General features: G+C 61.7%; 18 protein-coding genes. 14 read left to right on the top strand and 4 right to left on the bottom strand.

Annotation, left to right across the window (positions count from 1 at the left end):
* Positions 1-30 precede the first annotated feature (30 nt).
* The 6 genes from BMW87_RS25030 to BMW87_RS25055 all read left to right on the top strand — a co-directional run bounded on the left by BMW87_RS25030 (position 31) and on the right by BMW87_RS25055 (position 8,192).
* Positions 31-1,671, top strand: a complete 1,641-nt coding sequence (locus tag BMW87_RS25030) for a carotenoid oxygenase family protein (RefSeq protein ID WP_218149775.1) — start codon at positions 31-33, stop codon at positions 1,669-1,671.
* Positions 1,662-2,825, top strand: a complete 1,164-nt coding sequence (locus tag BMW87_RS25035; RefSeq protein ID WP_093079384.1) for a CaiB/BaiF CoA transferase family protein — start codon at positions 1,662-1,664, stop codon at positions 2,823-2,825. The genes BMW87_RS25030 and BMW87_RS25035 overlap by 10 nt, the downstream gene beginning before the upstream one ends.
* Positions 2,826-2,880: 55 nt before the next feature.
* Entirely contained in the window at positions 2,881-4,026 is a 1,146-nt protein-coding gene (locus tag BMW87_RS25040; RefSeq protein WP_256216902.1) for an acyl-CoA dehydrogenase family protein, read from the top strand.
* Between the two features lie 12 nt (positions 4,027-4,038).
* Positions 4,039-5,247, top strand: a complete 1,209-nt coding sequence (locus BMW87_RS25045) for a CaiB/BaiF CoA transferase family protein (RefSeq protein ID WP_093079390.1) — start codon at positions 4,039-4,041, stop codon at positions 5,245-5,247.
* Between the two features lie 254 nt (positions 5,248-5,501).
* The gene (locus tag BMW87_RS25050; RefSeq protein ID WP_218149776.1) at positions 5,502-6,767 is read left to right on the top strand and encodes a cytochrome P450; all 1,266 of its coding nucleotides are present in this window, start codon (positions 5,502-5,504) and stop codon (positions 6,765-6,767) included.
* Between the two features lie 24 nt (positions 6,768-6,791).
* Positions 6,792-8,192 (top strand): aldehyde dehydrogenase family protein, encoded by a 1,401-nt coding sequence (locus BMW87_RS25055; protein WP_093079395.1) that lies wholly within the window; start codon positions 6,792-6,794, stop codon positions 8,190-8,192.
* Positions 8,193-8,572: 380 nt separating this feature from the next.
* Here BMW87_RS25055 and BMW87_RS25060 read toward each other — a convergent pair whose 3' ends face one another.
* The gene (locus BMW87_RS25060) at positions 8,573-9,514 is read right to left on the bottom strand and encodes an AraC family transcriptional regulator (RefSeq protein WP_093079398.1); all 942 of its coding nucleotides are present in this window, start codon (positions 9,512-9,514) and stop codon (positions 8,573-8,575) included.
* A gap of 108 nt (positions 9,515-9,622) precedes the next feature.
* Between BMW87_RS25060 and BMW87_RS25065 the strand changes: the two genes are divergently transcribed.
* The gene (locus BMW87_RS25065) at positions 9,623-10,963 is read left to right on the top strand and encodes a YncE family protein (RefSeq protein WP_143062612.1); all 1,341 of its coding nucleotides are present in this window, start codon (positions 9,623-9,625) and stop codon (positions 10,961-10,963) included.
* A gap of 6 nt (positions 10,964-10,969) precedes the next feature.
* Positions 10,970-12,037, top strand: coding sequence for an aldo/keto reductase (locus BMW87_RS25070; RefSeq protein ID WP_093079403.1), 1,068 nt, complete (start codon positions 10,970-10,972; stop codon positions 12,035-12,037).
* 136 nt (positions 12,038-12,173) lie between these two features.
* On the opposite strand, the gene BMW87_RS25075 is transcribed toward BMW87_RS25070, so the two are convergent.
* From BMW87_RS25075 to BMW87_RS25085, 3 genes are all read right to left on the bottom strand, one after another.
* Complete coding sequence (locus tag BMW87_RS25075) at positions 12,174-13,187, bottom strand: Bug family tripartite tricarboxylate transporter substrate binding protein (RefSeq protein ID WP_177192845.1); 1,014 nt, start codon at positions 13,185-13,187, stop codon at positions 12,174-12,176.
* A 482-nt stretch (positions 13,188-13,669) separates the two neighbouring features.
* Complete coding sequence (locus tag BMW87_RS25080) at positions 13,670-14,644, bottom strand: PDR/VanB family oxidoreductase (RefSeq protein ID WP_093079408.1); 975 nt, start codon at positions 14,642-14,644, stop codon at positions 13,670-13,672.
* Positions 14,641-15,999 (bottom strand): Rieske 2Fe-2S domain-containing protein, encoded by a 1,359-nt coding sequence (locus BMW87_RS25085; protein WP_218149777.1) that lies wholly within the window; start codon positions 15,997-15,999, stop codon positions 14,641-14,643. The genes BMW87_RS25080 and BMW87_RS25085 overlap by 4 nt, the downstream gene beginning before the upstream one ends.
* 233 nt (positions 16,000-16,232) lie before the next feature.
* Here BMW87_RS25085 and BMW87_RS25090 point away from each other — a divergent pair, with 233 nt between their 5' ends.
* The 6 genes from BMW87_RS25090 to BMW87_RS25115 all read left to right on the top strand — a co-directional run bounded on the left by BMW87_RS25090 (position 16,233) and on the right by BMW87_RS25115 (position 22,699).
* Positions 16,233-16,943, top strand: coding sequence for a 4-carboxy-4-hydroxy-2-oxoadipate aldolase/oxaloacetate decarboxylase (locus tag BMW87_RS25090; RefSeq protein WP_093079461.1), 711 nt, complete (start codon positions 16,233-16,235; stop codon positions 16,941-16,943).
* 46 nt (positions 16,944-16,989) lie between these two features.
* Positions 16,990-17,838, top strand: a complete 849-nt coding sequence (locus tag BMW87_RS25095; protein ID WP_093079410.1) for a fumarylacetoacetate hydrolase family protein — start codon at positions 16,990-16,992, stop codon at positions 17,836-17,838.
* On the top strand, positions 17,835-18,866 hold the full coding sequence (locus BMW87_RS25100) for an aldo/keto reductase (RefSeq protein ID WP_093079413.1): 1,032 nt from the start codon (positions 17,835-17,837) through the stop codon (positions 18,864-18,866). Before BMW87_RS25095 ends, BMW87_RS25100 begins: the two co-directional genes overlap by 4 nt.
* Positions 18,867-18,910: 44 nt before the next feature.
* Positions 18,911-19,897, top strand: a complete 987-nt coding sequence (locus BMW87_RS25105) for a Bug family tripartite tricarboxylate transporter substrate binding protein (protein ID WP_093079415.1) — start codon at positions 18,911-18,913, stop codon at positions 19,895-19,897.
* Positions 19,888-21,462 (top strand): acetolactate synthase large subunit, encoded by a 1,575-nt coding sequence (locus tag BMW87_RS25110; protein WP_093079418.1) that lies wholly within the window; start codon positions 19,888-19,890, stop codon positions 21,460-21,462. Before BMW87_RS25105 ends, BMW87_RS25110 begins: the two co-directional genes overlap by 10 nt.
* A gap of 199 nt (positions 21,463-21,661) precedes the next feature.
* Positions 21,662-22,699 carry an aldo/keto reductase gene (locus tag BMW87_RS25115; protein ID WP_093079420.1) on the top strand — a complete coding sequence of 346 codons (1,038 nt, stop codon included), beginning with the start codon at positions 21,662-21,664 and terminating at the stop codon, positions 22,697-22,699.
* Positions 22,700-23,098: the final 399 nt, after the last annotated feature.

Raw genomic sequence — 23,098 nt, forward strand, 5'->3', positions numbered from 1 at the left:
ATCACAGGGGTGTCAGAAAAAGCCACGGCCATGGCAGCCGTTGCCGCGTCACACTGGCAAAAGGACACCCACGGACTTACAGGAAACATTGCGATGACTAACTTTTCCTTTGATCCCACCGCTGCCATCGACACTGAAGACTTGGCGATCGAGCAGGCCATGGAGATCGACGCGCACAACGAAAAGAGCCCGTACAACTACTACGGTTACGAGCCGGTCAAGGACGAATTGCGTCATGTGCCGCTAAGTGTGACTGGCATGATTCCCAAGGATCTGACCGGAGTCTATCTTCGCAACGGCACGAACACCCAGTTCGACAAGACCCATCAGTACCTGCATTGCTTCAACGGTGCCGGCATGTTGCACCAGGTGCAGTTCCTCAATGGCACAGCTACCTACTCGAATACATACATCCGCACACCGGTGTACGAGGCAGAGAAGCACGCCGGCAGAGAACTCTATTCCTGCTTCAGCGATATCGCCAACGGCGGGAAGCTAGCGCTCAAGAAAATCGAGCACATCGAGCGCAAGAAGAAAGAGGGTCGCATTCCCAATATCGGCTATCTGGAAACCGTGCAGGCCTCTACTGCAGTGCAGGTCCACGAGGGTCGAATCATGGCCCTGGCCGAGGTGGGGCTGCCTTTCGTGCTCAACGCCAAGCGCGAAGACAGCGGGCTTCTGACGCTAGACGGAACCGGGCACTTTGAGGACTGGGGCGGAAAACTGAAAACAGCGTTCTCGGCGCATTGCCGAATCGATCCAGAAACCGGCGACTTTTACAGCGCGACCGTGGACCGACTGACCGGGAGCGTCAATCTCACGCACCTATCCAAGAATGAGATCGCCAAAGCTGCCGCAGTCTATCGGCAGGACGAAAGCACGGGGCGCATGGCAAACCTGCACGACTGCTTCCTGACAGAGAACTACATCATCTTCGCAGATGCATCGCTGCGCCAGTCGCGCGACTGGATTGCCGGTCCTTCCGGCAGCATGTTCCGCTTCGATCCAAACCGCAAACTGCGCTTCGGCGTAATACCGCGAAACTTCGGTCCGGAGACCGAGGCACGCTGGTTCGAGACCCATCGTGCCGGCTTCGTCTGGCACAACATCAACGCGTGGGAGCAGACGCGGGCAGATGGTGGCCGCGAGATCGTTCTGTACGCGCCGATGTTCCACGAGTATCCGGACCACATGCCCATTCATACCCCTGAGGAGCCACCGAGCAAACTGAACAAGTGGGTGCTGGACCTTGAAAGCGGCCGATGCACCGTGGACAAGACACTGATAGAGCATGGCTACGAGCGCCCGAGCTTCAACCTCGATTACGTAGGCCGCAAGAACCGCTACGCCTATCTGCTGGACGAGGAGAAGAGTGGGTACATGGGCCGCGGCGTCCTGAAGTACGACCAGCTCGAGGAAAAGGAAATCGCCACTTTCGACTATGGCGATTTTTACGGCGGGGAGGCGCTCTTCGTACCGCGCGAGGGGAGCACGGGGGAAGATGATGGCTACCTCCTCGAATTGCTGATGGGCCGCGAGACCGCTGACTTCGTGATCATCGACGCGAAGAGCATGACAGAACTAGCACGCGTGCACCTTCCGCGTCGCGTACCGTTCGGCGTGCACGCCTGCTGGATCAACAAGTCCAGATTGGCTGCACTATGCGTGTGACGGAGTCGCAGCGCACGGTCTCAGGACCGCTGAGAGGGTTCCGTGTTGTCGAAATGGCCGGGATCGGGCCGGGCCCCTTCTGCGCCATGATGCTGTCGGACATGGGGGCCGATGTCATCCGCATCGACCGCAAGGGTGGGTCGGATACCACCGGCGACCCCGCAACCGACGTGATGGGTCGGGGCCGCCGTTCAATCGCACTCAACCTGAAGGAGCCGACGGCGCTGGAGGTTGCCCGTGACCTCATCGCCAGCGCCGACGTGCTGATCGAAGGATTTCGCCCCGGCGTAATGGAGCGTCTGGGTCTGGGCCCACAGGACTGCCACACGCGCAACCCTCGCCTGGTCTACGGCCGTATGACTGGCTGGGGACAGGACGGTCCACTGGCCAAGGCAGCCGGCCATGACATCAACTACATCGCGCTGACAGGCGCCTTGCATTCGATCGGGAATGCGGAAGGGCCACCGCTGCCGCCACTGAACCTAGTCGGCGACTTCGGCGGAGGCGCCGCCATGCTGGCCTTCGGCATCGCATGCGCTGTCATTGAGACGCAGCGCTCCGGCCTGGGCCAAGTGGTTGACGCAGCGATGGTGGACGGCTCCGCGCTGTTGATGGCTTTTTTCTACGGCATGAAGGCACGTGGACGATGGCAAGCCCGCGGCAGCAACGTGCTCGATGGCGCCGCGCCGTTCTATGCCTGCTACGAATGCGCGGATGGCAAGTGGCTCGCACTCGGATCGATAGAACCGCAGTTCTATGCGTTGTTGATGAAGACCGTTGGATTAGAGGAGCAGGCAGCGAGCCTGCCTCAGATGGATCGCAGCGGGTGGCCACAGCTGAGAGCATTGCTCGCGGACCGTTTCGCAACGCGCACGCGCGACGAATGGTGCGCCCTCATGGAGGGTACCGACATCTGCTTTGCGCCGGTGCTTGACCTGGACGAGGCGCCCGACCACGCCCACAACCGCGCTCGAGGCGTCTTCACCGAGGTGGCTGGCGTCACGCAACCTGCACCAGCGCCGCGCTTCAGCCGCACTCCAGGGGCGGTGCAGGGGCCACCGACACGGCCGGGTTCGCACACGGAAGACGTCCTGGCCGAACTGGGTCTGTCGCCCGAAGCGATCGCACAGTTGCGCCAGTCCGGTGCGATTTGAACTGATAACCCACAACGACATATTGGAGACACAGACCATGTACCGACCCAGTTGGATGACCGCAGAACTCGAAACCTTTCGCGACACCGTACGACGTTTCTGCGAAAAAGAGTTGCTTCCCAATGAAGAGCGCTGGGCCGCCCAGCGCATGGTGGACCGTGAGGCGTGGCTGAAGGCCGGAGCGAGCGGACTGCTGTGCCCGGGCATTTCTGAAGAATACGGCGGCGGCGGCGGCAACTTCCTGCACGAGGCCGTTGCCTTTTCGGAGCAGGCACGCATGGTCGCCTCCGGTCTGGGCAACGCGGTGCACAGCGGCATGGTGGCGCACTACATCGACAACTGGGCCAGCGAAGAACAAAAGCGCGCTTGGCTCCCCCAGATGGCCAGCGGCGAACTGGTCGGTGCGATCGCGATGACAGAGCCGGGCGTGGGGAGCGACCTGCAGCGCATCCGCACGCGCGCAGTGCGCGACGGCGACCACTATGTCATCAACGGCGCCAAGACCTACATCAGCAACGGCCAGCATGCCGGCCTGGTATGCGTGGTCGTCAAGACGAATCCGGACCCGGACGCGGGAGCCAAGGGCATCTCCATCGTGGTGGTGGAAACGGACAAGGTCGAAGGATTCCGTCGCGGCCGCTCATTGGGCAAGATCGGCCTGCACGCGCAAGACACGTCCGAGCTCTTCTTCGATGATATGCGCGTGCCATGCGCCAACCTATTGGGGCCGAAAGAGGGAGAAGGCTTCAAGCAACTGATGAAGGAGTTACCGCGAGAGCGACTGGTGACGGCTTGTGCTGCGCTGGGGGCGATGGAGCGCGCTATCGAGGAGACGCTGAACTACACCTCGCAGCGCCAGGTCTTCGGCAGCACCGTGCTGGACATGCAGAACACCCGCTTCACGCTCGCCGAATGCGAAACCAAGACCCGCCTGGCGGCCGTCTTCATCGACCATTGCACGGTCAAGCTACTCAATGGCGAATTGGATCTGCCGACCGCAGCGATGGCCAAGTATTGGGTCACCGAGGCCTGCGGCCAAGTGGTCGATGAGTGCTTGCAACTCCACGGCGGCGCAGGCTACATGATGGAGTATCCGATCGCTCGTCTGTACCAGAACGTGCGGGTCTTTCGCATCCTCGCCGGCACAAACGAGATCATGAAAGAACTCATCGCCCGCGACCTGGTCAAGCGCGTGCGCTGAAGGAGCCGGAACATGAGTAATGTTTTCGAAGGCTTGAAAGTCATCGACGCCGCCAACTACGTGGCCGGGCCGGCCGCCGCGGTGCTACTCGCCGATTTCGGCGCCGATGTGGTCAAGATCGAGCCCCCGGGGGCAGGTGATCTTTACCGGAACGTGCCGCGCATGCCCAACCTGCCAAAGAGCGAGCACAACTGGGCATGGACCATGGCCGCACGCACCAAGCGAGGACTGGCCCTTGATTTGAAGCATCTCGATGGACAGGCCGTCCTGCATCGGATGATCGCCAAAGCGGATGTCTTCATCACCAACCAGTCGCCCAAGGCACGCGAGCGCCTAGGCTGTAGCCACGAGATGCTGAGCGCCATCAACCCACGATTGATCTACGCCTCTCTGACTGGCTACGGGGAGACTGGTCCCGAGGCTGAGCGTCCAGGCTTTGACGCCACCGCCTACTGGGCGCGATCGGGGCTGGCAGACGCTGTGCGTCCGGACCCGAACGGACCACCAGCGGTGGTCAACATGGCGATGGGCGACCAACCGGCGGCTGTCGCTCTGTATGCCGCCATAGTGACGGGCCTGTTGCAGCGCGAACGCACCGGCAAGGGGCAATGGGTCACCACTTCGCTGCTGGCCAATGGCGTGTGGGCCAATGCCGTCATGGTGCAAGCCGCGCTGTGCGGCGCTGAGATTCCCTACCGGCAGCCGCGCCACAAGGCCCACAACGCCCTCACCTGCTACTACCTGTGCTCGGATCGCCGCTGGCTGAGCCTGCTGATCATGCAAGAGCAGCGCGACTGGCCACGATTCGTCCAAGCCATGGGGAAACCCCGCCTGGCCCAGGATCCGCGATTCTCCGAACTCGCGCAACGGCACGCCAATGCGGCGGATTTGGTGCAGGAGCTGGACGCCGTCTTCGTCGAACGTACCGCGGCGGAATGGCAACGACGCTTCGAGGCAGAAGGCTTGTCCGTGGGCGTCGTCGCGCGTACGGAAGACGCAGTCCACGACGAACAGATGCGCATCGCCAACGCATTGGTACCAGCCCAGGACGTTCCATTCACGGGCCTGACCGTGGACAGCCCTTTCCAAGTGGCCGGCTTGCGCAAGGTGGCGCCGCGCGCAGCGCCCGGCGTGGGCGAGCATAGCGACGCTGTATTGCTTGACTACGGCCTCACGGCCGCAGACGTCGCCGCATTGCGCCGGGACGGCGTCGTGGGGTAGTCCGGCCGCTTTCACCGAGTGCCGAACAATGCACAGACCTTCCGGGAAGCCACTGCCGGTGTCCCGGAACGCAAATGCGCTTGAGGCCCTGCTGCAGATCTGTTCAAGAACCCTGCGCCCCGGAGGCCAACCCTGTCGCCTTTTCCGTGTTTACAGCGCTTTTTTTGAAAGACCTTCCGCGCGGGGTCTCATGCGACCCCGGCATGAAGTCGACCCGCCCTCTTTCCCATACGACCACGATGGAGACATGTGCAATGAATGATTTTTTCGCCCGGACGATCACCGCGCCCACCTTCTACGCCGACGGCTTTTGCCGCTGCGATCCATTGTTCACGCAACTGCGCCGCGAGTCTCCGCTGAGTTGGGTAGAGCCCGAAGGCTTTCGCCCCTTCTGGATCGTCACCAAGCGAGCCGACATCGTCGAGATCGAACGCCAACACGACAAGTTCATCAACGAGCCGCGCCTGAACCTGAACCCCGTGGAGGAGGAAGAGCGGGTGCGCGCTGGCACGGGCCGGGGCACTCCGAATCCGGTGCGCATGCTTGTCAACATGGACGAACCAGACCACCGGCTCCATCGGGCGATCACACAGTCCTGGTTCCTCCCGCTCAACCTCTCGCGGCTGGATGGCGCCATAGCAGCCTTGGCACGCGAGTTCGTGGACAAGCTTCAAGGGCTAGATGGCGCTTGCGACTTCAATAGCGACATTGCGGTCTGGTATCCGTTGCGCGTGATCATGACGATCCTCGGCGTCCCGCCCGAGGACGACCGGACCATGCTGCGATTCACCCAGGCGATCTTCGCGTCCGACGATCCCCAAATCAACATGGGCCGCCCACCTGTCGAGGTCCGCCAAGAGGCCATTCAGGGATTCTTCCGCTACTTTTCGGCGTTGGCAGCGCACAGGCGGCAGGCCCCCTCCGAGGATCTCGGCAGCGTGATCGCCAACGCTCGCATCAACGGCGAGCCGCTGAGCGACTACGAAACGCTGTCGTACTACATGATCATCGCCACTGCCGGGCATGACACCACCAGTGCCACCATCTCCGGCGGACTGCTCGCGCTGCTGGAGAACCCTGAGCAGATGGCAAAGCTGCGTGCCGACCCTGAACTGCTGGGCAGCGCAGTCGATGAAATGCTGCGCTGGGTCACACCGGTGACGCACTTCTTCCGCACCGCGACACAAGACTATGAACTGCGAGGCCAGCAGATCAAATCCGGTCAGTCGCTCATGCTGTGCTACCGATCCGGAAATCGGGATGAAGAAGTCTTTGACGATCCCTTTCGTTTCCAGATCGATCGGAAGGCCAACCAGCACATCTCCTTCGGGCACGGCGTGCATACCTGCCTCGGTATGCATCTGGCCAAGCTCGAGATCAAGGCGCTGTTCCGCGAACTGCTGTCGCGTACCGAGACGCTGGAACTGGCCAGTGAGCCGGAGTTCATGGTCGGCCGGTTGATCGCAGGCCTGCAAAAGCTTCCGCTGCGCTGCAACTTCAAGCAGACGACGCTCGATTAAGAAAAAGACAAGGAAATAGATCTCATGGAAAACCTCAAGCTACTCATCGGCGGTCGCACAGTCGCTGGCGACGGAAAAATCGACGTCATGAATCCCGCCACGGGCCAGCGACTGACGTCTGCGCCTTCGGCAAGTCGCGCACAACTCGACAGCGCAGTCAAGGCGGCACGAGTCGCATTTCCAAGTTGGCGAGACAGCGGCATCGAAGCGCGTCGCGAGGTCCTGATTGCGGTCGCTGCCGTGCTCGAGTCCAACGCGGACCTGCTGGGCGGCCTACTTACACAGGAGCAGGGCAAGCCGCTGGCGGAGGCCAAGCGCGAAGCGCTCGTTGCGGCACTTTTCTTTCGCGCGGTCGCCCGCATGGAATTGCCCGTAAGGCAACAAAATTCCGCCCAGCGCAAAGTTGAATTAAGGAGACGGGCTCTTGGTGTCGTCGGTGCCATCGTGCCGTGGAACTTCCCGCTCGTGCTGATGGCGCTGAAGCTTCCCGCCGCACTCTTGGCCGGAAACACGGTGGTGCTCAAACCTGCGCCAACCACACCGCTGGCAACGCTCAAGCTCGGGGAGCTTTTGGCCGAAGTGCTGCCCCCAGGAGTGCTTAACGTTGTGAGCGGGAGCCCCGAACTTGGCGCATGGATGACAGAGCACCCGGACATCGACAAGCTGTCTTTCACCGGTTCGACGGAGACTGGGAAGCGCGTGATGGCCGGTGCGGCCGGGACGTTGAAGCGCGTGACCCTGGAACTGGGCGGTAACGACGCTGCCATCGTGCTTGAGGATGCGGACCCCCGGCAGATCGCGCCGCTCGTGTTCGCCAGCGCCTTCCAGAACAACGGCCAAACCTGTATCGCCATCAAGCGGCTCTACGTACATGAGCGGCTGCACGATGCCCTGTGCGCCGAGCTCGCGACACTAGCAGAGAAGGCAGTGGTCGGCGATGGACTCGATCCCGCTACGCAGTTCGGGCCGCTGCAGAACGAAGCGCACTTTCGCAAGGTGCTCGACATGCTCGAGGACGGGCGGCGCCATGGCCGCATCTTGGCTGGAGGCACCGTCCCTGAGCGGCCGGGCTGGTTTCTCCGCCCCACCATCGTGACAGACATTGCGGATGGCACACAGTTGGTCGACGAAGAGCAGTTCGGACCGGTGCTCCCGGTGCTTCGCTTCAGCTCGGTGGACGACGCTGTCGCGCGCGCGAATCGCTCGTGTTATGGGCTCGGCGCTTCGGTCTGGTCTGCTAACGCGGAGCATGCCCGTGTCATTGCCGAGCGCCTGGAGGCGGGCACCGTTTGGATCAACAAGCATGGCGATCTCGCGCCGGACGTGCCCTTCGGAGGAGCAAAGCAATCCGGCCTCGGCTCCGAACTCGGACAGAACGCGTTGGAGGAGTTCACCCAGCTTCAGGTCATCAACGCAGTAGCCTGAACACGAGCAATCACATCATCTCGGGCGCTGACTCGACCAGCTGCGCGATGGCTGCCTGGATAAGTTGAGGACCCTCGCTGCCGCGTCACGCTGATCGCGGCTTGAGGAGCTGATCTCCAGCTGTTCTATCAGCCTGCCGGCTGCAATGGCCTCAGGCATGGATAGAAGCCTCCCGAATCGAAACCATCGTCCTACTTGGTCGCGACGCGGTGGCGGACAGCCGCGTACTCCTTTCATTCCTCCTCAGCGTTCATCCGGAGTGCACTCCCGACTCCTGGCAAGTCCGCCTGTAGTTGGGCCGCGTCCCATGCCCGGCGGAGATTGCCAACCCGTCGGCTGCGAAACAATGCGCAATCCTGCTGCGTGAGCTTGTGGCCGCACTACACCAGTACATCCTCGCTGGGCGGTCTCAGTGCATCCTGTCTGAACCTTCCTGGACTTGACCCGACCGCCTTCTTGAAGGCCGTGCTGAAAGCACTGTCAGACGCATAACCCAGGCGTGCCGCCACAGTCGAGAGGCTCTGTCCTTCATGGCTCAGCGCTGCTCGCGCAAGGATCATCCGCCAGCCATTGAGGTACGCGAGCGGTGACTTCCCAACACGCCGGCGGAAGCGCTCGGCAAACGCCGTCCTGGACATGCCGGCAGTTGATGCGAGGCCGGCCAGCGTCCAACGCCGCGCCACGTCGCCGTGCATCGCATACAGGACGGGGCCAATGAATTTGTCCGTCAAGGCGCCGAGCCAGCCGGCATTTTCCTGAGCCGATTCCAGGTGAGCCCTGAGAATCTGCACGAGCACCATGTTGGAGAGACTTGTCGCAACCGTCGCTTTGCCGGGCATCTCGCGCGAGGTCTCCATGCCGATCAGCTCCAGCACCGTCTGCAGCTGCCGAGTTTGCGCCGCACCTGCGGGCACGTGCACCAAGCGCGGCAACAGGGAAAGCAGCAGCGGTGCCGGCTCGTCGGGGAATGTAAAGCGCCCGCCGGCGACCCGGGTGCAGGTGTCGCCGAAGCCAAAGCGAACGATGCCGTCCTCGCACCGTCCCTGCGACAGAAGACCGACGCCGTCTACCGGTTCGGCAGATAGGTCGCTCGCGGTGCAGTAGGGAGCGCCATCGGTCAGCAGATAGCAGTCACCCTCGTGCAGGTGCACACGCTCGTGCGAGCCTTCGACCCACAACCAGCAGTTGCCCTCCAGCACGCTGCCAAACTTGAAGTGCCGGTAAGCCGGAAACCTCATCGCCCACCGGCCCCGGACTTCCACCTGGGCCAGAAGAACGGTTTCCGCACGCATGGTGAAAAGAACTTCGGAAAGTGGATCCATACCTTTGTCTCTGCAGCTTCGTACGATTGATAAATAAATGTGGCCTTTCGATTATTGATCTGCCGCAGCTTCCGAGCGACTCTTGGTCTTCACACATTTGGAGATTGCATGAAGCTCAAGAAGCCCCGGCCGAATCACTTAGCGACAGCGGCGATGGTTTGCACCTTGATGGCGACGCCAGCCCTAAGCCAAGAGGCTGTTTCTTCTTCCGCCGGCATCAGTGCAAGGGGCGTGTTGGCCATCATTTCGGATGGCAAGCAGGACGCGAATACTTACAGCTCGGGTTTGCTGGCCGACCCCGGACGTCGTGACACGATGACACTCTGGACCGAGCCTTTCGATCCGTCACGCGGTCCAACCGGTCGCATCGAGGCGCCCAATTCGAATTACTCGCCGTCGGGAATCGCGGTGCTCAGCCGTGACGGACGCAGGGCCTATGTCGTGGAAACCATGCGCAGGCCTCCTGGTGCGACGAAGCTGTCGCAACTTGTTCCTTCGGACCGTCTGATGACCTACGACATTTCCGACCCTGCCCGCCCCCGCGCGTTGGAGGAAACCACAGTCGGCCGGCAACCCCGCAGTCTGGACCTTTCTCCTGACGCCCGGACCGTGGTGGTGCTGTCGAAAGACGCCGCAAGGCCCCTGACGTTCGTCGCTACGAAATCCGACGGCAAGGCCTCAACGGCCAGTTTTCAGGTGCCTGGCGTAGCGAGCGGCTTCGACGAATTTACCTTCGTGCAATGGTCGCCCAAGCAGGATGCGATCGCGGTCCACATCCCCAGCCAGAACCGCATCATCTTCCTGCGGATCGAACGCAGCCTCGACGGCACGGTCGAGGCTGTGCGTCCCTGGGGCAACCCGGTAGTGACCAACAAATACCCTCTGGTGGGCCGGTTCACGCCCGATGGTCGCCACTACCTCAGCAGCGACGTCAACTGGGGCCCGGACGTGCGCGGCAATTCACATGTTCAGCGAGGGGTACTGACGCTAATCCGTGTCGCCGAAAGCGTGGATGCTGATGCGCGACACCAAGTCACCGACCTAGACATCACGGGACAGGGCGCGGAGAGCTTCGCCGTAAGCCCCGACGGGCAGTACGTGGTTGTCAGCAACATGGAAACGACAGGCACGCTGCCCGAGGATCCGCGGCACAACAGCCTCGCGTTGCTAACGCTTTACCGGTTGGATGCCGAGCGCAGCCAGCTCGCCAAGATTTCGGAAACCCGCTACGCCGGGCGCTTGCCGCAAGGCATCCTTTTCGATGCGGCCAGCCGTTACGTCTGGGTCGGCACCAATGAACTCGCCGAAGACCGTTCGCAGGGTGGCGTGCTCGTATTCCGACTTGACCGCTTGCCATCGCCGCGTCTGGTTGATACCGGCAGGCGACTGCCCGCCCCGCCCGGCGTACACACGCTGGCTGCCGCTTTACCGCTTTCGACTTCAGACTAGGAAAATATGCAATACGCACAATTAGGACAGACCGGCATTTTCGTTTCACGCATCTGCCTCGGCGCCATGACCTTCGGCGGTGCCGACACTCCTGCAGGCAACGCCATAGGGCGTCTGGACCAGCCGGAAGTCAACGCCATCGTGTCGGAGGCGCTGGACGCAGGCATCAACTTTATCGACACAGCCGACGTTTACAGTGGTGGGGCTTCAGAAGAGCTGCTCGGCGTTGCATTGGATGGGAGGCGACGTGAGGTAGTTCTGGCGACTAAGGTGGGCGCACGACTGGGGCCCGGGCCGAACCAGACAGCCCAGTCGCGCCTGCACATCATGGAAGCGCTGGAAGGCAGTCTGCGCCGTCTGCGCACAGACCATATCGATCTCTACCAGCTCCACAACTTCGACCCGCTCACGCCCTTGGAAGAGGTACTGCGGGTGCTAGACGACGCCGTACGCCAGGGCAAGGTACGCAGCATTGGTTGCTCCAACTTCGCGGCATGGCAATTGATGAAGGCACTGGGCATCTCCAAGCACGACGGGCTCACCCGGTTCGCATCGATACAGTCGTTCTACAGCCTGGTCGGACGCGACATAGAACATGAGTTGGTGCCAGCGCTGCTGGACAGCAGCACCGGCTTGCTCTGCTGGAGCCCGCTGGCCGGCGGCCTGTTATCCGGAAATTTTGACCGCAATGGCGTCGGCGATAGGTCCGCTCGTCGGGCAAATATCCAGTTTCCCCCGGTGGACATGCCGCGCGCCTTCGACGTGATCGATGTAATGAAGACCATCGCGCAGCGACATGCCGCCAGTGTGGCGCAGGTCGCCCTAGCGTGGTTGCTTGCTCAGCCGGTGGTGACCAGCGTAATCAGCGGAGTGAAGCGTCCCGCCCAACTGCAAGACAACCTGCGTGCACTGGAGCTGAAATTCAGTGAAGCTGAACTGGCCCAACTTCAAGACGTCAGCAAATTACCGGTCGCATACCCTGGATGGATCCAGACCTACAACGCCAATGGGCGCTTTCCATCCGGGCACGAGTTCATCGGTAAAAGCTGGAGGCTGGGAAACGATCCGGTCTGAGTAGTGGCTTGAGGACTGTTACGCGCATGGAGGATCGCTATCCGGGCGCTGGTAGTTCGACGCCGCGCCGAACACCTGCATGATGTTCGGCGCCTTCATCAAAAAATGCGGGCCTACATGCTCCGCTCGCTCGAGTTCAGTTGAGTTCGAGGCCGAGCTGCTTGTAGGTCCGACCGTAGAAGTCAGCGTCGTCTTGCACTACCTTTTGGAACTGTTCAGGGGTGTTGATCACCTTGACTAGCGCCATTTCCTTCAGGCGTGACTGCACGTCCGGCAAATTGAAAATGTCTGAAAGTGCGTTGTGGACTTTTTGGACGACGGGTTTCGGCGTTCCGGCGGGCAAGAACACCCCGTACCAGCCCAATCGGTCGAACGACTTGTAGCCTAGCTCCGTGAACGTAGGCACACCCGGAAGCTCAGGAATCCTGCGAGGGCCGCTGACTGCGAGGACGCGCAGCTTGGGCTGCGCCAAAACAGACGGCAAATCGGTGAACCCGGCAGCAATCTGACCGCCGAGCAGGTCCGTGACCAGCGGCGAAAGTCCCTTGTATGGAATGTGCGGCATTTGCAGGTCGGCTTGGCGATTGAGCAGCATTCCCAGCATGTGCCCTGTTGAGCCGCTTCCCCAAGAACCGAAATTGACGGTGGAAGAATTGGCCTTTGCGTATGCCACGAAATCTTTCAGGCTTGTGGGCGGAAGGCTGGCCGGAATCGCAAAGGGCACAGCGGAACTGCACAAGAGCGTGACGGGGACGAAGTCCTTCACGACGTCGTAGGGAATCTTGGTCATGAGCGCTGGCGCTTGCACGATTCCGGAAATCGTCAGAAGCAAGGTATGCCCGTCGGGGCGCGACTTCGCCACTGCGCTCGCGCCAATCGTGCCGAGCGCACCCGGTTTGTTGTCGACGATCACTGGCTGGGACCATGCTTCTTGCAATTTTTGCCCAACTACCCTTGCCAGCACGTCGGTCGAACTACCGGCAGGAAACGGCAAAACGATGCGTACCGTCTGTGAGGGATAGGTAGAGGACGGCGTTGCAAGGGCCTGCGCAGGGATGAGGCTCGTTGGGATAGCAATGGCCAAGACCATTTTCCCGATGCCTTTTCGAAGGAGTTTCCCGACGCCCGCTGTACTGTTCAGTTCACTCATGGTTGTCTCCATCATCTTGGTTGTTCTATGCCGAGTTGACAACGATACGGACGATGAGGCCCTCGTTCAACGAATAAGAACTCACAGGGGTGTGACTCAAGGACGCTCAAGTTGTGTGAAGGGCGAACCCGAGAACGATCAAAGCCAAATGCAGCCGCGCATGCTTCGTTCGTCGGCACCAGCTTGCGCCCCTGTCGCATCAGTACGTGGCCGAGCCAGTATTGAAACCTGCATCACAGCCAGTTGAAAAACATGCGGCAGCCGCGCGGTCCCGCCCACAGTGCCGCATTAAGAGATCTAGCGGCACGAAACCGCAGCTGATTCGTCAACGTAGAGTGCTCGACGCGCAGCGAACTCGTGCCGATTCGGCAACCACGTTGGCTCGAACAGTCTGGAAGTTTCCGCAAAGCAGACCAGCAACTCCGCGACGGTGCCGCCGGCTCATAAATAGGCAGAAGCGTCGCACTCTCTGCCTGCTGCCGTCACAGATCCAACACGAGCTCTGCGCTTTTGCTGCGCGAGCAGCAGATCATCATCGACTTCCCCGCGGCGCGCTCTTCGGCCGACAGAAGCATGTCCCGATGCTCCGGCTGGCCGCCTAGAACCCGCGTTTCGCAAGCACCGCAAATTCCCTGTTCACAGGAAGCCGTTGCGTCAATGCCAGCTTCGCGCACCACGCTCAGGATGGAGCGGTCGGCCGGCACTTCAAGCTTTCTTTGGGTGCGAGCCAGCAGCACGCTAAATGCCCCGCCCTCCTGCCACACGATGGAAGGGGCGCTGAAGTGCTCCACATGACGCATCGACGCAGGCCAGAAGGAGAAGGCCGTCTCAAAAGCGGAGATCATCGGTGCTGGGCCACAACAGTAGGCATGCGCGCCGGTGGGCGCCTCGCGCGCCACGCGCGCCAGATCAAGAGGCGCGCCGCCGTGCTCCTCATCGACATGCAGATGCACTCGCGCGTCGCTACCCAACTCCTCAGCAAATACGGCCTCACTCCGATGCCGAACCGCATAGTGCAGTTCCCAAGGCAGTCCAAGCGCTTCGAGCCGGTGCACCATGCAACGGATCGGCGTGATGCCAATCCCGCCTGCGATCAGCACCGTATGGGGCGCCGCTTCATGAAGCGGGAAATTGTTCCGCGGCAGACTTAGTTGCAGCATTGTGCCGACCCGCAGACTCTCGTGCATGTAGCGCGACCCGCCTCGACTGGCGCGGTCGCACTTGACACCGAGCACGTAGCGACTCCGCTCGCTCGGGTTGTTGGCGAGCGAATACTGGCGCACGACGCCATTGGGCAGGTGCACGTCCACATGTGAGCCCGCCGTGAAGGGCGCCAATTCACCTCCATCGGGCGCTGCGAACTCGTACAGGGCAATCTGCTCTCCCCCGTAGCGCACCGCCTCCAGCCGCAACGCTTGTTGGCTGGCCGCGTCCAACCTCTCCAGCGCCGCGCTCATGATGCGTGACCCGATGCGGGATCGGGCGCCACGTGTTTCAGACGATCAGCGTGGGCGTAGAAGACGTCCGGCCACTGTGCGTCGGCATCAGCGAGGAAGAACCCGCTGCGGGCTGCGGCGAACGCTTCGGGATCGTCCACGCCCGGAGGAGCCGCGCCGTCCTCGACAAAGCGCTGAAGCGCCTTCACCATGCGCCGGCGCGTCTTGGCCACCATCTGGTCCGACGGGACCAGATGCTCGAGGGAATGATCGACGATCGGGCCCATGCTCTCCACCGCGGCCTGATCCTGCGTGCGGATGTTGTCCAGCCCAGAGAACGTGACGCCGGTACGCTGCATCTCGCGGTCGATCAGCCAGTCGTTGCTGGGATTGGCCACTGGGCGCCAGCGCCCGAACCAATCGGTCGTGTTCGGCAGCAGCACGTTGTTGTTCTTCAGGCCCGGTAGCGGCTTGCCTTCCTTGCTCTCCACCACAAGAGGGCGCGATTTTTTGCTCCAAGAGAAGTGAAACATCATCGTGTGCGTGTCATCCATCGGCACGAACGCTCGCGCATCGAGATGGTCAGTGAAGTCGCCCTGCGGCGTTTGCGTCCAGAAGGGAAACAGGAAGTTAGCTACCCGCCAGTAGCGCTGCGAATCACCCGCCATGCGATGCGCGCCATACGACGTGCCCCATGGCATTTCAGAGGAAGCGAACTCGGGAGCTCGGTCCTCCGCTGCGTAGCGCAGCGGGTTGTCTTCGGGGAAGTCATCCGGCTCCAGGCATCCCAGATGCAGAAAGCCGAAATGCGACGTGTCCAGATCGCTCTCGGCCATCTGCAGATAGTTGCACTCACGCTGCAGACAGTAGACGCTGACATCCTCGGCTGGCATCAGGGCCGCTTCGATCATCGGCATTGCCGGCGGGATCGCTCGATCACCCATGTAGACCCAGACGACACCACCGACTTCGCGCACGGGATAGGCGCGAGCCTTGACCAGGTGTTTGCACTCCTGCTGCTTGGGCACGCTCGGCATATCAAGACATGCACCGGCAGTGTCGAACTTCCAGCCATGGTAGACGCAGCGGATGCCGCCTTCTTCCACTCGCCCGAGAACGAGCGAGACACCACGATGGGGGCACCGCTCGTCCATGATGCCCGGCTTTCCATTCGTGTCGCGAAAGGCAACGAGCTTCTCGCCCAGCAGCATCAGCCGGGTGGGCTCACGGTCGCGTTCCAGTTCGCTCGACAGGATGGCTGGCATCCAATACTGGCGCACGAAATTCCCCATCGGCGTGCCTTTGCCGACACGGGTCAAGGACTGGGTATCAATGCGCGTAGCTGGCATGGGGACGCCGCTGGCAGATGCGTTCATAGAGATTCCTCACTAAGGTTCAAGTGGTTTTCAACTGTTCGATTATCGGATTATTTACCGATTATCGGACTTTTACAGCATGGTGTTTACCCGGAATCACAGGCCTCAACCTTGACATCGTCCGTGCAGGCGAATATGTTCAGCTCCTCCGATAATCGGACCTGAGTTCGATAATCGCACTTTTTAATGAAAATTAAGGCGACTGCTTGCTGCTCGGCTTGGGTCACGCCCACATGAATCACTTTGTCGTCCGCAAGATTCCTCCGGCTCCCGATCGGCGTTCCGTCGAAGCCTTGTGTGCGCTCGGCGTCGCCACGGTGCATGAGGCCCAAGGACGCAGCGGACTAATGCGTCCCACGATGCGCCCGTTATTCGACGGTGCAGTGGCAGCGGGCCGGGCCGTGACCGTGCTGGCGCCTCCAGGCGACAACTGGATGATTCACGTCGCGCTGGAACTGTGTGAGCCGGGCGACATCCTGGTCGTCGGGTGCATCTCCCCAAGCACCGACGGCATGGTTGGCGATCTGATCGCGACGTTGATGCAAGCCAAAGGGCTGGCCGGTCTCGTGATCGATGCGGGGTGCCGCGACGTGCGACTCATCCGCGAGATGGGACTGCCGATTTGGAGCACAGCGATTTCGGCCCAGGGAACCGTGAAGGCATCCCCCGGGTCCGTCAACGTGCCCGTGACCTGCGCCGGCGTTCACGTTTTTCCCGGCGACATCGTGCTGGGTGACGACGACGGTGTAGTCGTGATCCCTCACGCGCGCCTGGATGTGGTCATGGAAGCGGCACGCGTGCGCGCCGCGCGCGAAGAGCAGGCTCGCTTGCGAATGGCGGCCGGCGGTCCGGCCCTCGGCGCCACCGCGCCCATGCTTGCCCAATTAGAGAGCCTGGGCGTCACGTGGGTCGACACGCTCGAACAGGCCAACGGCCACGAATGATTCGTCTGGCTCCACTTTATCCCGCAGCCTTTTTTTAATCCCGCTTATGAAACTCGCCACTTTTCGCACACCCGACCATCTCGAACATTGGGGGCTGGTCGTCGGCACCGGCATCGTTGATGCCTCGCTGCGGTACCCGGAACTGCCAACCTTGTTGTCGGCCCTGCGCGCGGGGCTCCCAACGGGGCTGGCGGCCTTGTCCACCCAAGCACCCGATCACGATCTCTCTTCCGTGCAGTTGCTGCCGCCCCTGCCCGAGCCGCCGAAACTGATCATGATCGGATTGAACTACCGTGCACACCAGCTTGAGCTGGGGCTACCCGAGCCGAAGAATCCGGTGGTCATTGCCCGATTTGCCAACAGCCAGGTGGGCCACGGCCAACCGGTGGTACGGCCCCGTGTCTCCGAACAATTGGACTATGAAGGCGAACTTGCGGTGGTGGTCGGGCGCACCCTTCACAACGCGTCTGCCGCTGAAGCACTGGTGGGTGTTGCAGGCTATTCGTGCTACATGGACGGCACCGTCCGCGACTATCAAAAGCACTCTTCGCAGGTTACCCCGGCCAAGAGCTTTCCTGGTACTGGCGCATTCGGACCATGGCTCGTGACACGGGACGAAATCGCTGATCCTGACGCGCTGAATCTCGTCACTCGCCTGAATGGCGAGGTGGTGCAAAAGACGTCCACCAGCGACATGATCTGGACAGTCGGCGAGTTGCTCGCCTACCTGTCCACCTTTCTCGAACTGCAGCCGGGCGACGTGGTGGCAACTGGCACGACCAACGGCGTGGGATCCATGCGCACCCCCCCGCGATGGCTTGCAGCAGGCGATCGCATCGAAGTCGAGATTGACGGGATCGGCGTGCTGACCAATCCGGTCGTGGAGGAGGCATGATGGAGCAGCGACGTTTCGGACGCACAGATCTGCGCGTCCCGGTCATCGGCTTCGGCTGCGGCATGGTCGGCGGGCTCATGGTTGACGGCGGCGCCAAGGAACAGGCAGAAGCCGTGGCTCACGCTCTGGACCTCGGGATCGACTACTTCGACACCGCACCCTTCTATGGCGCAGGCAAGTCCGAGGCCAATCTCGGCCAAGCGCTGAAGCAATTGGGCCGCCGCGCAACCATTGGCACCAAGGTGCGCATCGAGCCCGCCACACGGGATGACCCGGCACAAGCGGCGCGCATCGGCAGTCTGATCCGTGAATCGGTCGAGTCCAGCCTGGCCCGCTTGCATACCGACTGTCTCGACCTGCTGCAGCTTCACAACCCGATCTCGCCGACGCGCCTGGGCAGTGGCTTGACACCGGACACGCTGCGTGACCAGGTCGTGCCAACCTTCCAGGCTCTCGTAAAAGAGGGCAAGGTCCGCTACCTCGGTTTCTCTGCACTGGGTGATACACCCAGCGTGAACGAGATGCTGGACGCTGGCTGGTTCGACACGGCACAGGTCTCTTACAGCCTCCTCGATCCGTCCTCCGGCAATGCAGCAGCGGCCGCTGCCGACAATGACCGCTTGCTGTCCCGCACGCGTCGCGGCGACGCAGGCGTGATCGGCATCCGGCTGCTCGCGGGCGGCTCTCTCAGCGGCACGCTCGAGCGCCACCCGACGGCACTCCCCAAGGTGGTGGCTATGGGGCAAGGCGTTGGCTCGGGCCATGACTACGCCCGCGATGTGGCCTGCGCTCAAGAGTTCGGATTCCTTGTCCACGAAGGACTGGCGCGCAGCCTGGTTGGCGCTGCGCTGCGCTTCGGCATGTCGAACCGATCGATACACACGCTGGCGATCGGCTTTTCCAGCCGGGCCCAGCTTCAAGAAGCAGCCGACAACGCGACAGACGGCACTTTCGACCCGGTCACGCTGGAACGCATCGCAGAAGTGCAATCCCGATTGGGTCTGGACAGCGGCGTTCCCAGTCCTTGAGCCAATTCTGCGGGGCCGTATCAGCAAAACCAAAGAGACTACCCATGACATCCTCAAAACTTCGCCGTCGTAACATCTTATTCGCGGGCGCCGCAGCGTCGCTTGCAACAGGCCTGCCGGGGTGGGCAGCCACCTCGCCCTACCCCTCAAACGTCATCCGCTTAATCTCACCGTACCCGCCGGGAGGCACCAGCTCGGCGATTCTCAACCGGCTTGCGGAGCGCTTGCAATCAACCAGCCCGCTGCGGGTCATCGTCGACTACAAGACGGGGGCTGGCGGCAACATTGGCGTGGATGCTGTTCTCAAGGCACCGCCGGACGGCTACACCATCGGGTTCACTGCGATGAACTCCTTCGCCATCAATCCGCATCTGACGAAGAATCTTCCTTACAACGCCGAGCACGACGTTCAGTTCATCACCCTGCTTGGTGCCGTGCCCAATGTCATCGCAGTGAATCCAAGCGTCAACGCGCGCGATCTGCGTGAGCTGATTGCGCTGTCCAAAACTACCGACCTGAGCTTCGCCTCGCCCGGCATTGGAACGTCCGTGCATTTGGCTGGGGAAATGTTGATGAACGACGCAGGGCTGAAGATGAGCCACATCCCGTATCGCGGCGAATCTCCTGCGCTACAGGACGTGCTCGGCGGCCGTGTCCAAGTGATGTTCGCGAATTTGACCGGTGTCATTGAATACCTGCGCAGTGGCCGTTTGCGGGGTATCGCCGTGACCTCCTCGAAACGCTCGTCCATCGTGCCGGACCTGCCCACAGTGTCCGAATCTGGAGTGCCGGGCTTCGACGTGAAGGGTTACTTTGTGCTCTTCACTTCCAAGGGTGTGCCGGAGCCCGTTCTCGACATTTTGCAGCGCGAAATCAACAAGGTTTTGTCGGGCGCAGAGTTCCGTACGGCGATGAGCCAAATCGGCCTTGAAGTGATTGGAGGCGCTCGTCAGGATGTCACGGCACTGGTGAACACTGAATCCGCCCGGTGGGCGAAGGTCGTCAAGCGCACGGGGGTGACATGGGATTGAGTTCCAATGGCGCTGAAACGCTGGTTCGCACCCTGGTAGCTGGCGGCGTTGAGGTCTGCTTCGCCAACCCCGGAACGTCGGAGATGCAGTTCGTGGCAGCACTGGACAAGGTGCCAGGCATGCGCTGCGTGCTCGGGCTGTTCGAGGGCGTGGTCACGGGGGCTGCAGACGGTTATGCCCGCATGGCGGACAAGCCTGCCTGCACGCTGCTTCACCTGGCTCCAGGACTTGCGAACGGACTGGCCAATCTGCACAACGCCAAGCGCGCACAGGTGCCGGTGATCAATCTCGTCGGCGAACACCGTCAGGGCCACAAGGTCACGGACTCGCCGCTGACCGGAGACATCGAGGCCCTTGCGGGGACCATGTCTCAATGGGTCAAGACCTGCACCTCGGCCGATGAAATCGCAGCAGATGCTGCACAAGCTATCCGGGAAGCCAATACCCTGCCCGGGCGAATCTCCACATTGATCCTGCCTGCTGATACCGCATGGTCACAGGTGCGCCATGCCAAGCCGCTCGAGTTCACTGCGCCGCGGCCGACGCTGCCAGCCCCCGGTCGTTTCGATGCAGCCGTCAAGGCACTGCGCTCAGGCGAAAACGTGGTCATGGTCCTGTCGGGCCGGGCCTTGCGCGCCGAGCCTCTGGCGATGGCACAAAGGATCGTGCAACGCACCGGAGCTCACATGGTCGCCCAGTACGCCAACGGACGCATCGAGCGCGGCGCAGGCCGAGTGGCGATCGCGCGGACCCCCGCGTCCGTGGATGCAGGTGTGGCGTTCTTCAAGGACGCGCGTCACGTCATTCTGATCGGTGCGAAGGTACCCGCTGCGATGTTCGGGTATCCAGAGAAACCGGATCTGCTGTTGCCGGCGGGGGCGAACCTTATCCCGCTGACCGAGCTTACGGACGATTTGGTGGCCACGCTGGAAGAGCTCGCCGACCGCGTCGGCGCAAAGGAGCTGATCCCTGTCGTTGATGCCCCGCAGCGCCGCGATCTACCTGGCGGCGATCTTTCCGCCGATGCCGTCATGCAGATCTCGGCCACGCTCATGCCCGAGCACAGCATCATCGTTGATGAATCGATCACTGCGGGTCGCCGCTTCTTCCCGTTGTCGACCGGCGTTGCACAACACGACTACCTGCAACTTACCGGCGGTTCGATCGGCAGCGGACTTCCGATGGCCACCGGTGCCGCCCTGGCTTGCCCGCAACGCAAGGTGATCAACCTGCAGGGAGACGGTAGCTCCATGTACACCATCCAGGCACTATGGACGCAGGCACGCGAGCGTCTGAATGTGGTGACGATCATCTTTGCCAATCGCGGCTATCAGGTGCTCAAGGCCGAACTCGACAATGTGGGGGCCACTCACTGGGGCGAGCGCGCCGAGCGAATGCTCTCGATCGTGGATCCCGACATTAACTGGGCCATGCTGGCTCAAGGCATGGGCGTTGAGGCAGCGCAGGCAGATACCTGCGACCGGTTCGCCGACTTGTTGCGGCACGCTCTCGGACGCCCCGGCCCATTCCTCATTGAAGCCAAGATCGCGGGATCGCGACCTTGAGGTCAGCGCAGCGTTGCCTGCGCGAATGCGTTGCCGTCTCTTGTCACTCAACGCGAAATTCCGAAGTCAAACCCCGCGGGGCTTCGCACGGCGGCATCAAGGACAGAGACATGGGCCTCGAAGGGTGGCCAGGAAACCTTCGATAGTTACCGAGTGACGAAATTTGTCACCGAAATGTCTCCCCATACTGAAAGCTCTAATGGAATACCGTCTTCTTGGGCAAACCGGCGTGTTCGTGTCGCGCATCTGTCTTGGCACCATGACCTTCGGAGGGTCCGGCCAGGAGCGATACCGAGCTATTGGTGGTCTCGCGTTACCGCAGGCAAAGGCGCTAGTTCACATCGCGCTGGACGCGGGGGTCAATTTCTTCGACACCGCAGATGTCTATGCGGGAGGTGAATCGGAGTCTCTACTTGGCGAGGCGCTCGGCGCGCGGCGACGCGATGTGATTCTGGCCACAAAGGCGCACGCCCGGATGGGACCCGGTCCGAACGAAGTTGGCCAGTCTCGCCTCCATCTGATGCGAGCGATCGAGGACAGCCTCCGGCGGCTCGGTACAGATTGGATCGACCTCTACCAGATCCACAACTTCGATCCCCTCACGCCGATTGAGGTGATGCTGCGCACGCTTGACGATGCAGTGCGGCAGGGGAAGATTCGCCATGTCGGATGCTCCAACCTGGCCGCGTGGCAGGTGATGAAGGCATTGGGCTTTTCGGCTAAACAAGGGCTGGAGCGATTCGAGTCCTTGCAAGCCTACTATTCGCTCGCGGGCCGAGATGTGGAGCGTGAGTTGGTACCCATGGTGCAAGATCAGCAACTTGGATTGCTGGCATGGAGCCCACTTGCGGGCGGCTTTCTATCAGGCAAATTCGACCGTGCCAGCAGCGATCCCGAGGCAAGACGTGCCAAGGTAGATTTCCCACCCATCGACCGGGAGCGCACCTACGATGTCATCGACGTGCTGAGGACAGTGGCTAAGCGGCAGAAAGCCAGCGTATCGCAAGTCGCATTGGCCTGGGTGTTGTCGCGTCCCGGCGTGACTAGCGTGATCGTGGGTGCCAAGCGGGAAGACCAGTTGCGGGACAATTTGGGAGCCCTGACCTTGCAGCTCGAATCGCAAGATCTCGAGGCACTCGATGCCGCCAGCAAGCTCGCTCCGTCCTATCCCGGTTGGGTGCAAGCCTGGCGCCAAGCCGATCGCTGGCCGGCCAGCACTCAGGGGACATCGACATGACCGGGAGGGTTTGCCTGACACACTGCACCGGCTATCGGGGCGTCGCTGGCTCTATGGACCCTTGCATCGAGCAGCAATGCCGCCGATCTGGTCATTGGCCAAGTCCCCAGCACGGGCGTGCTGGCCTCCTCTGCCGCGCAACTGCCGTTCGGGGGTGCGCCTGTATCTTGACCGGCTGAACGCAGCCGGGCATCAATGGACAGCGGTTGCGCCATGTGGTGCGCGATGATGAGCTAGAACCGGAGGTGATCTTGCAACGCACGCGCGAGTTGCTAGCCTCAGAGCGACCGGTGGCATTGATCGGTGTGGGCGCCGGTTGAGTCTTGACCCACCCTACCGCTTGAACTTTCACCCGGGGATGGATGCCGGCATCGTGGATGCCGACTGTGGATAACTGTA

It is taken from the genome of Variovorax sp. OV084 (assembly GCF_900111625.1).
In the GTDB taxonomy this organism is placed as follows: Bacteria; Pseudomonadota; Gammaproteobacteria; order Burkholderiales; family Burkholderiaceae_C; genus Variovorax.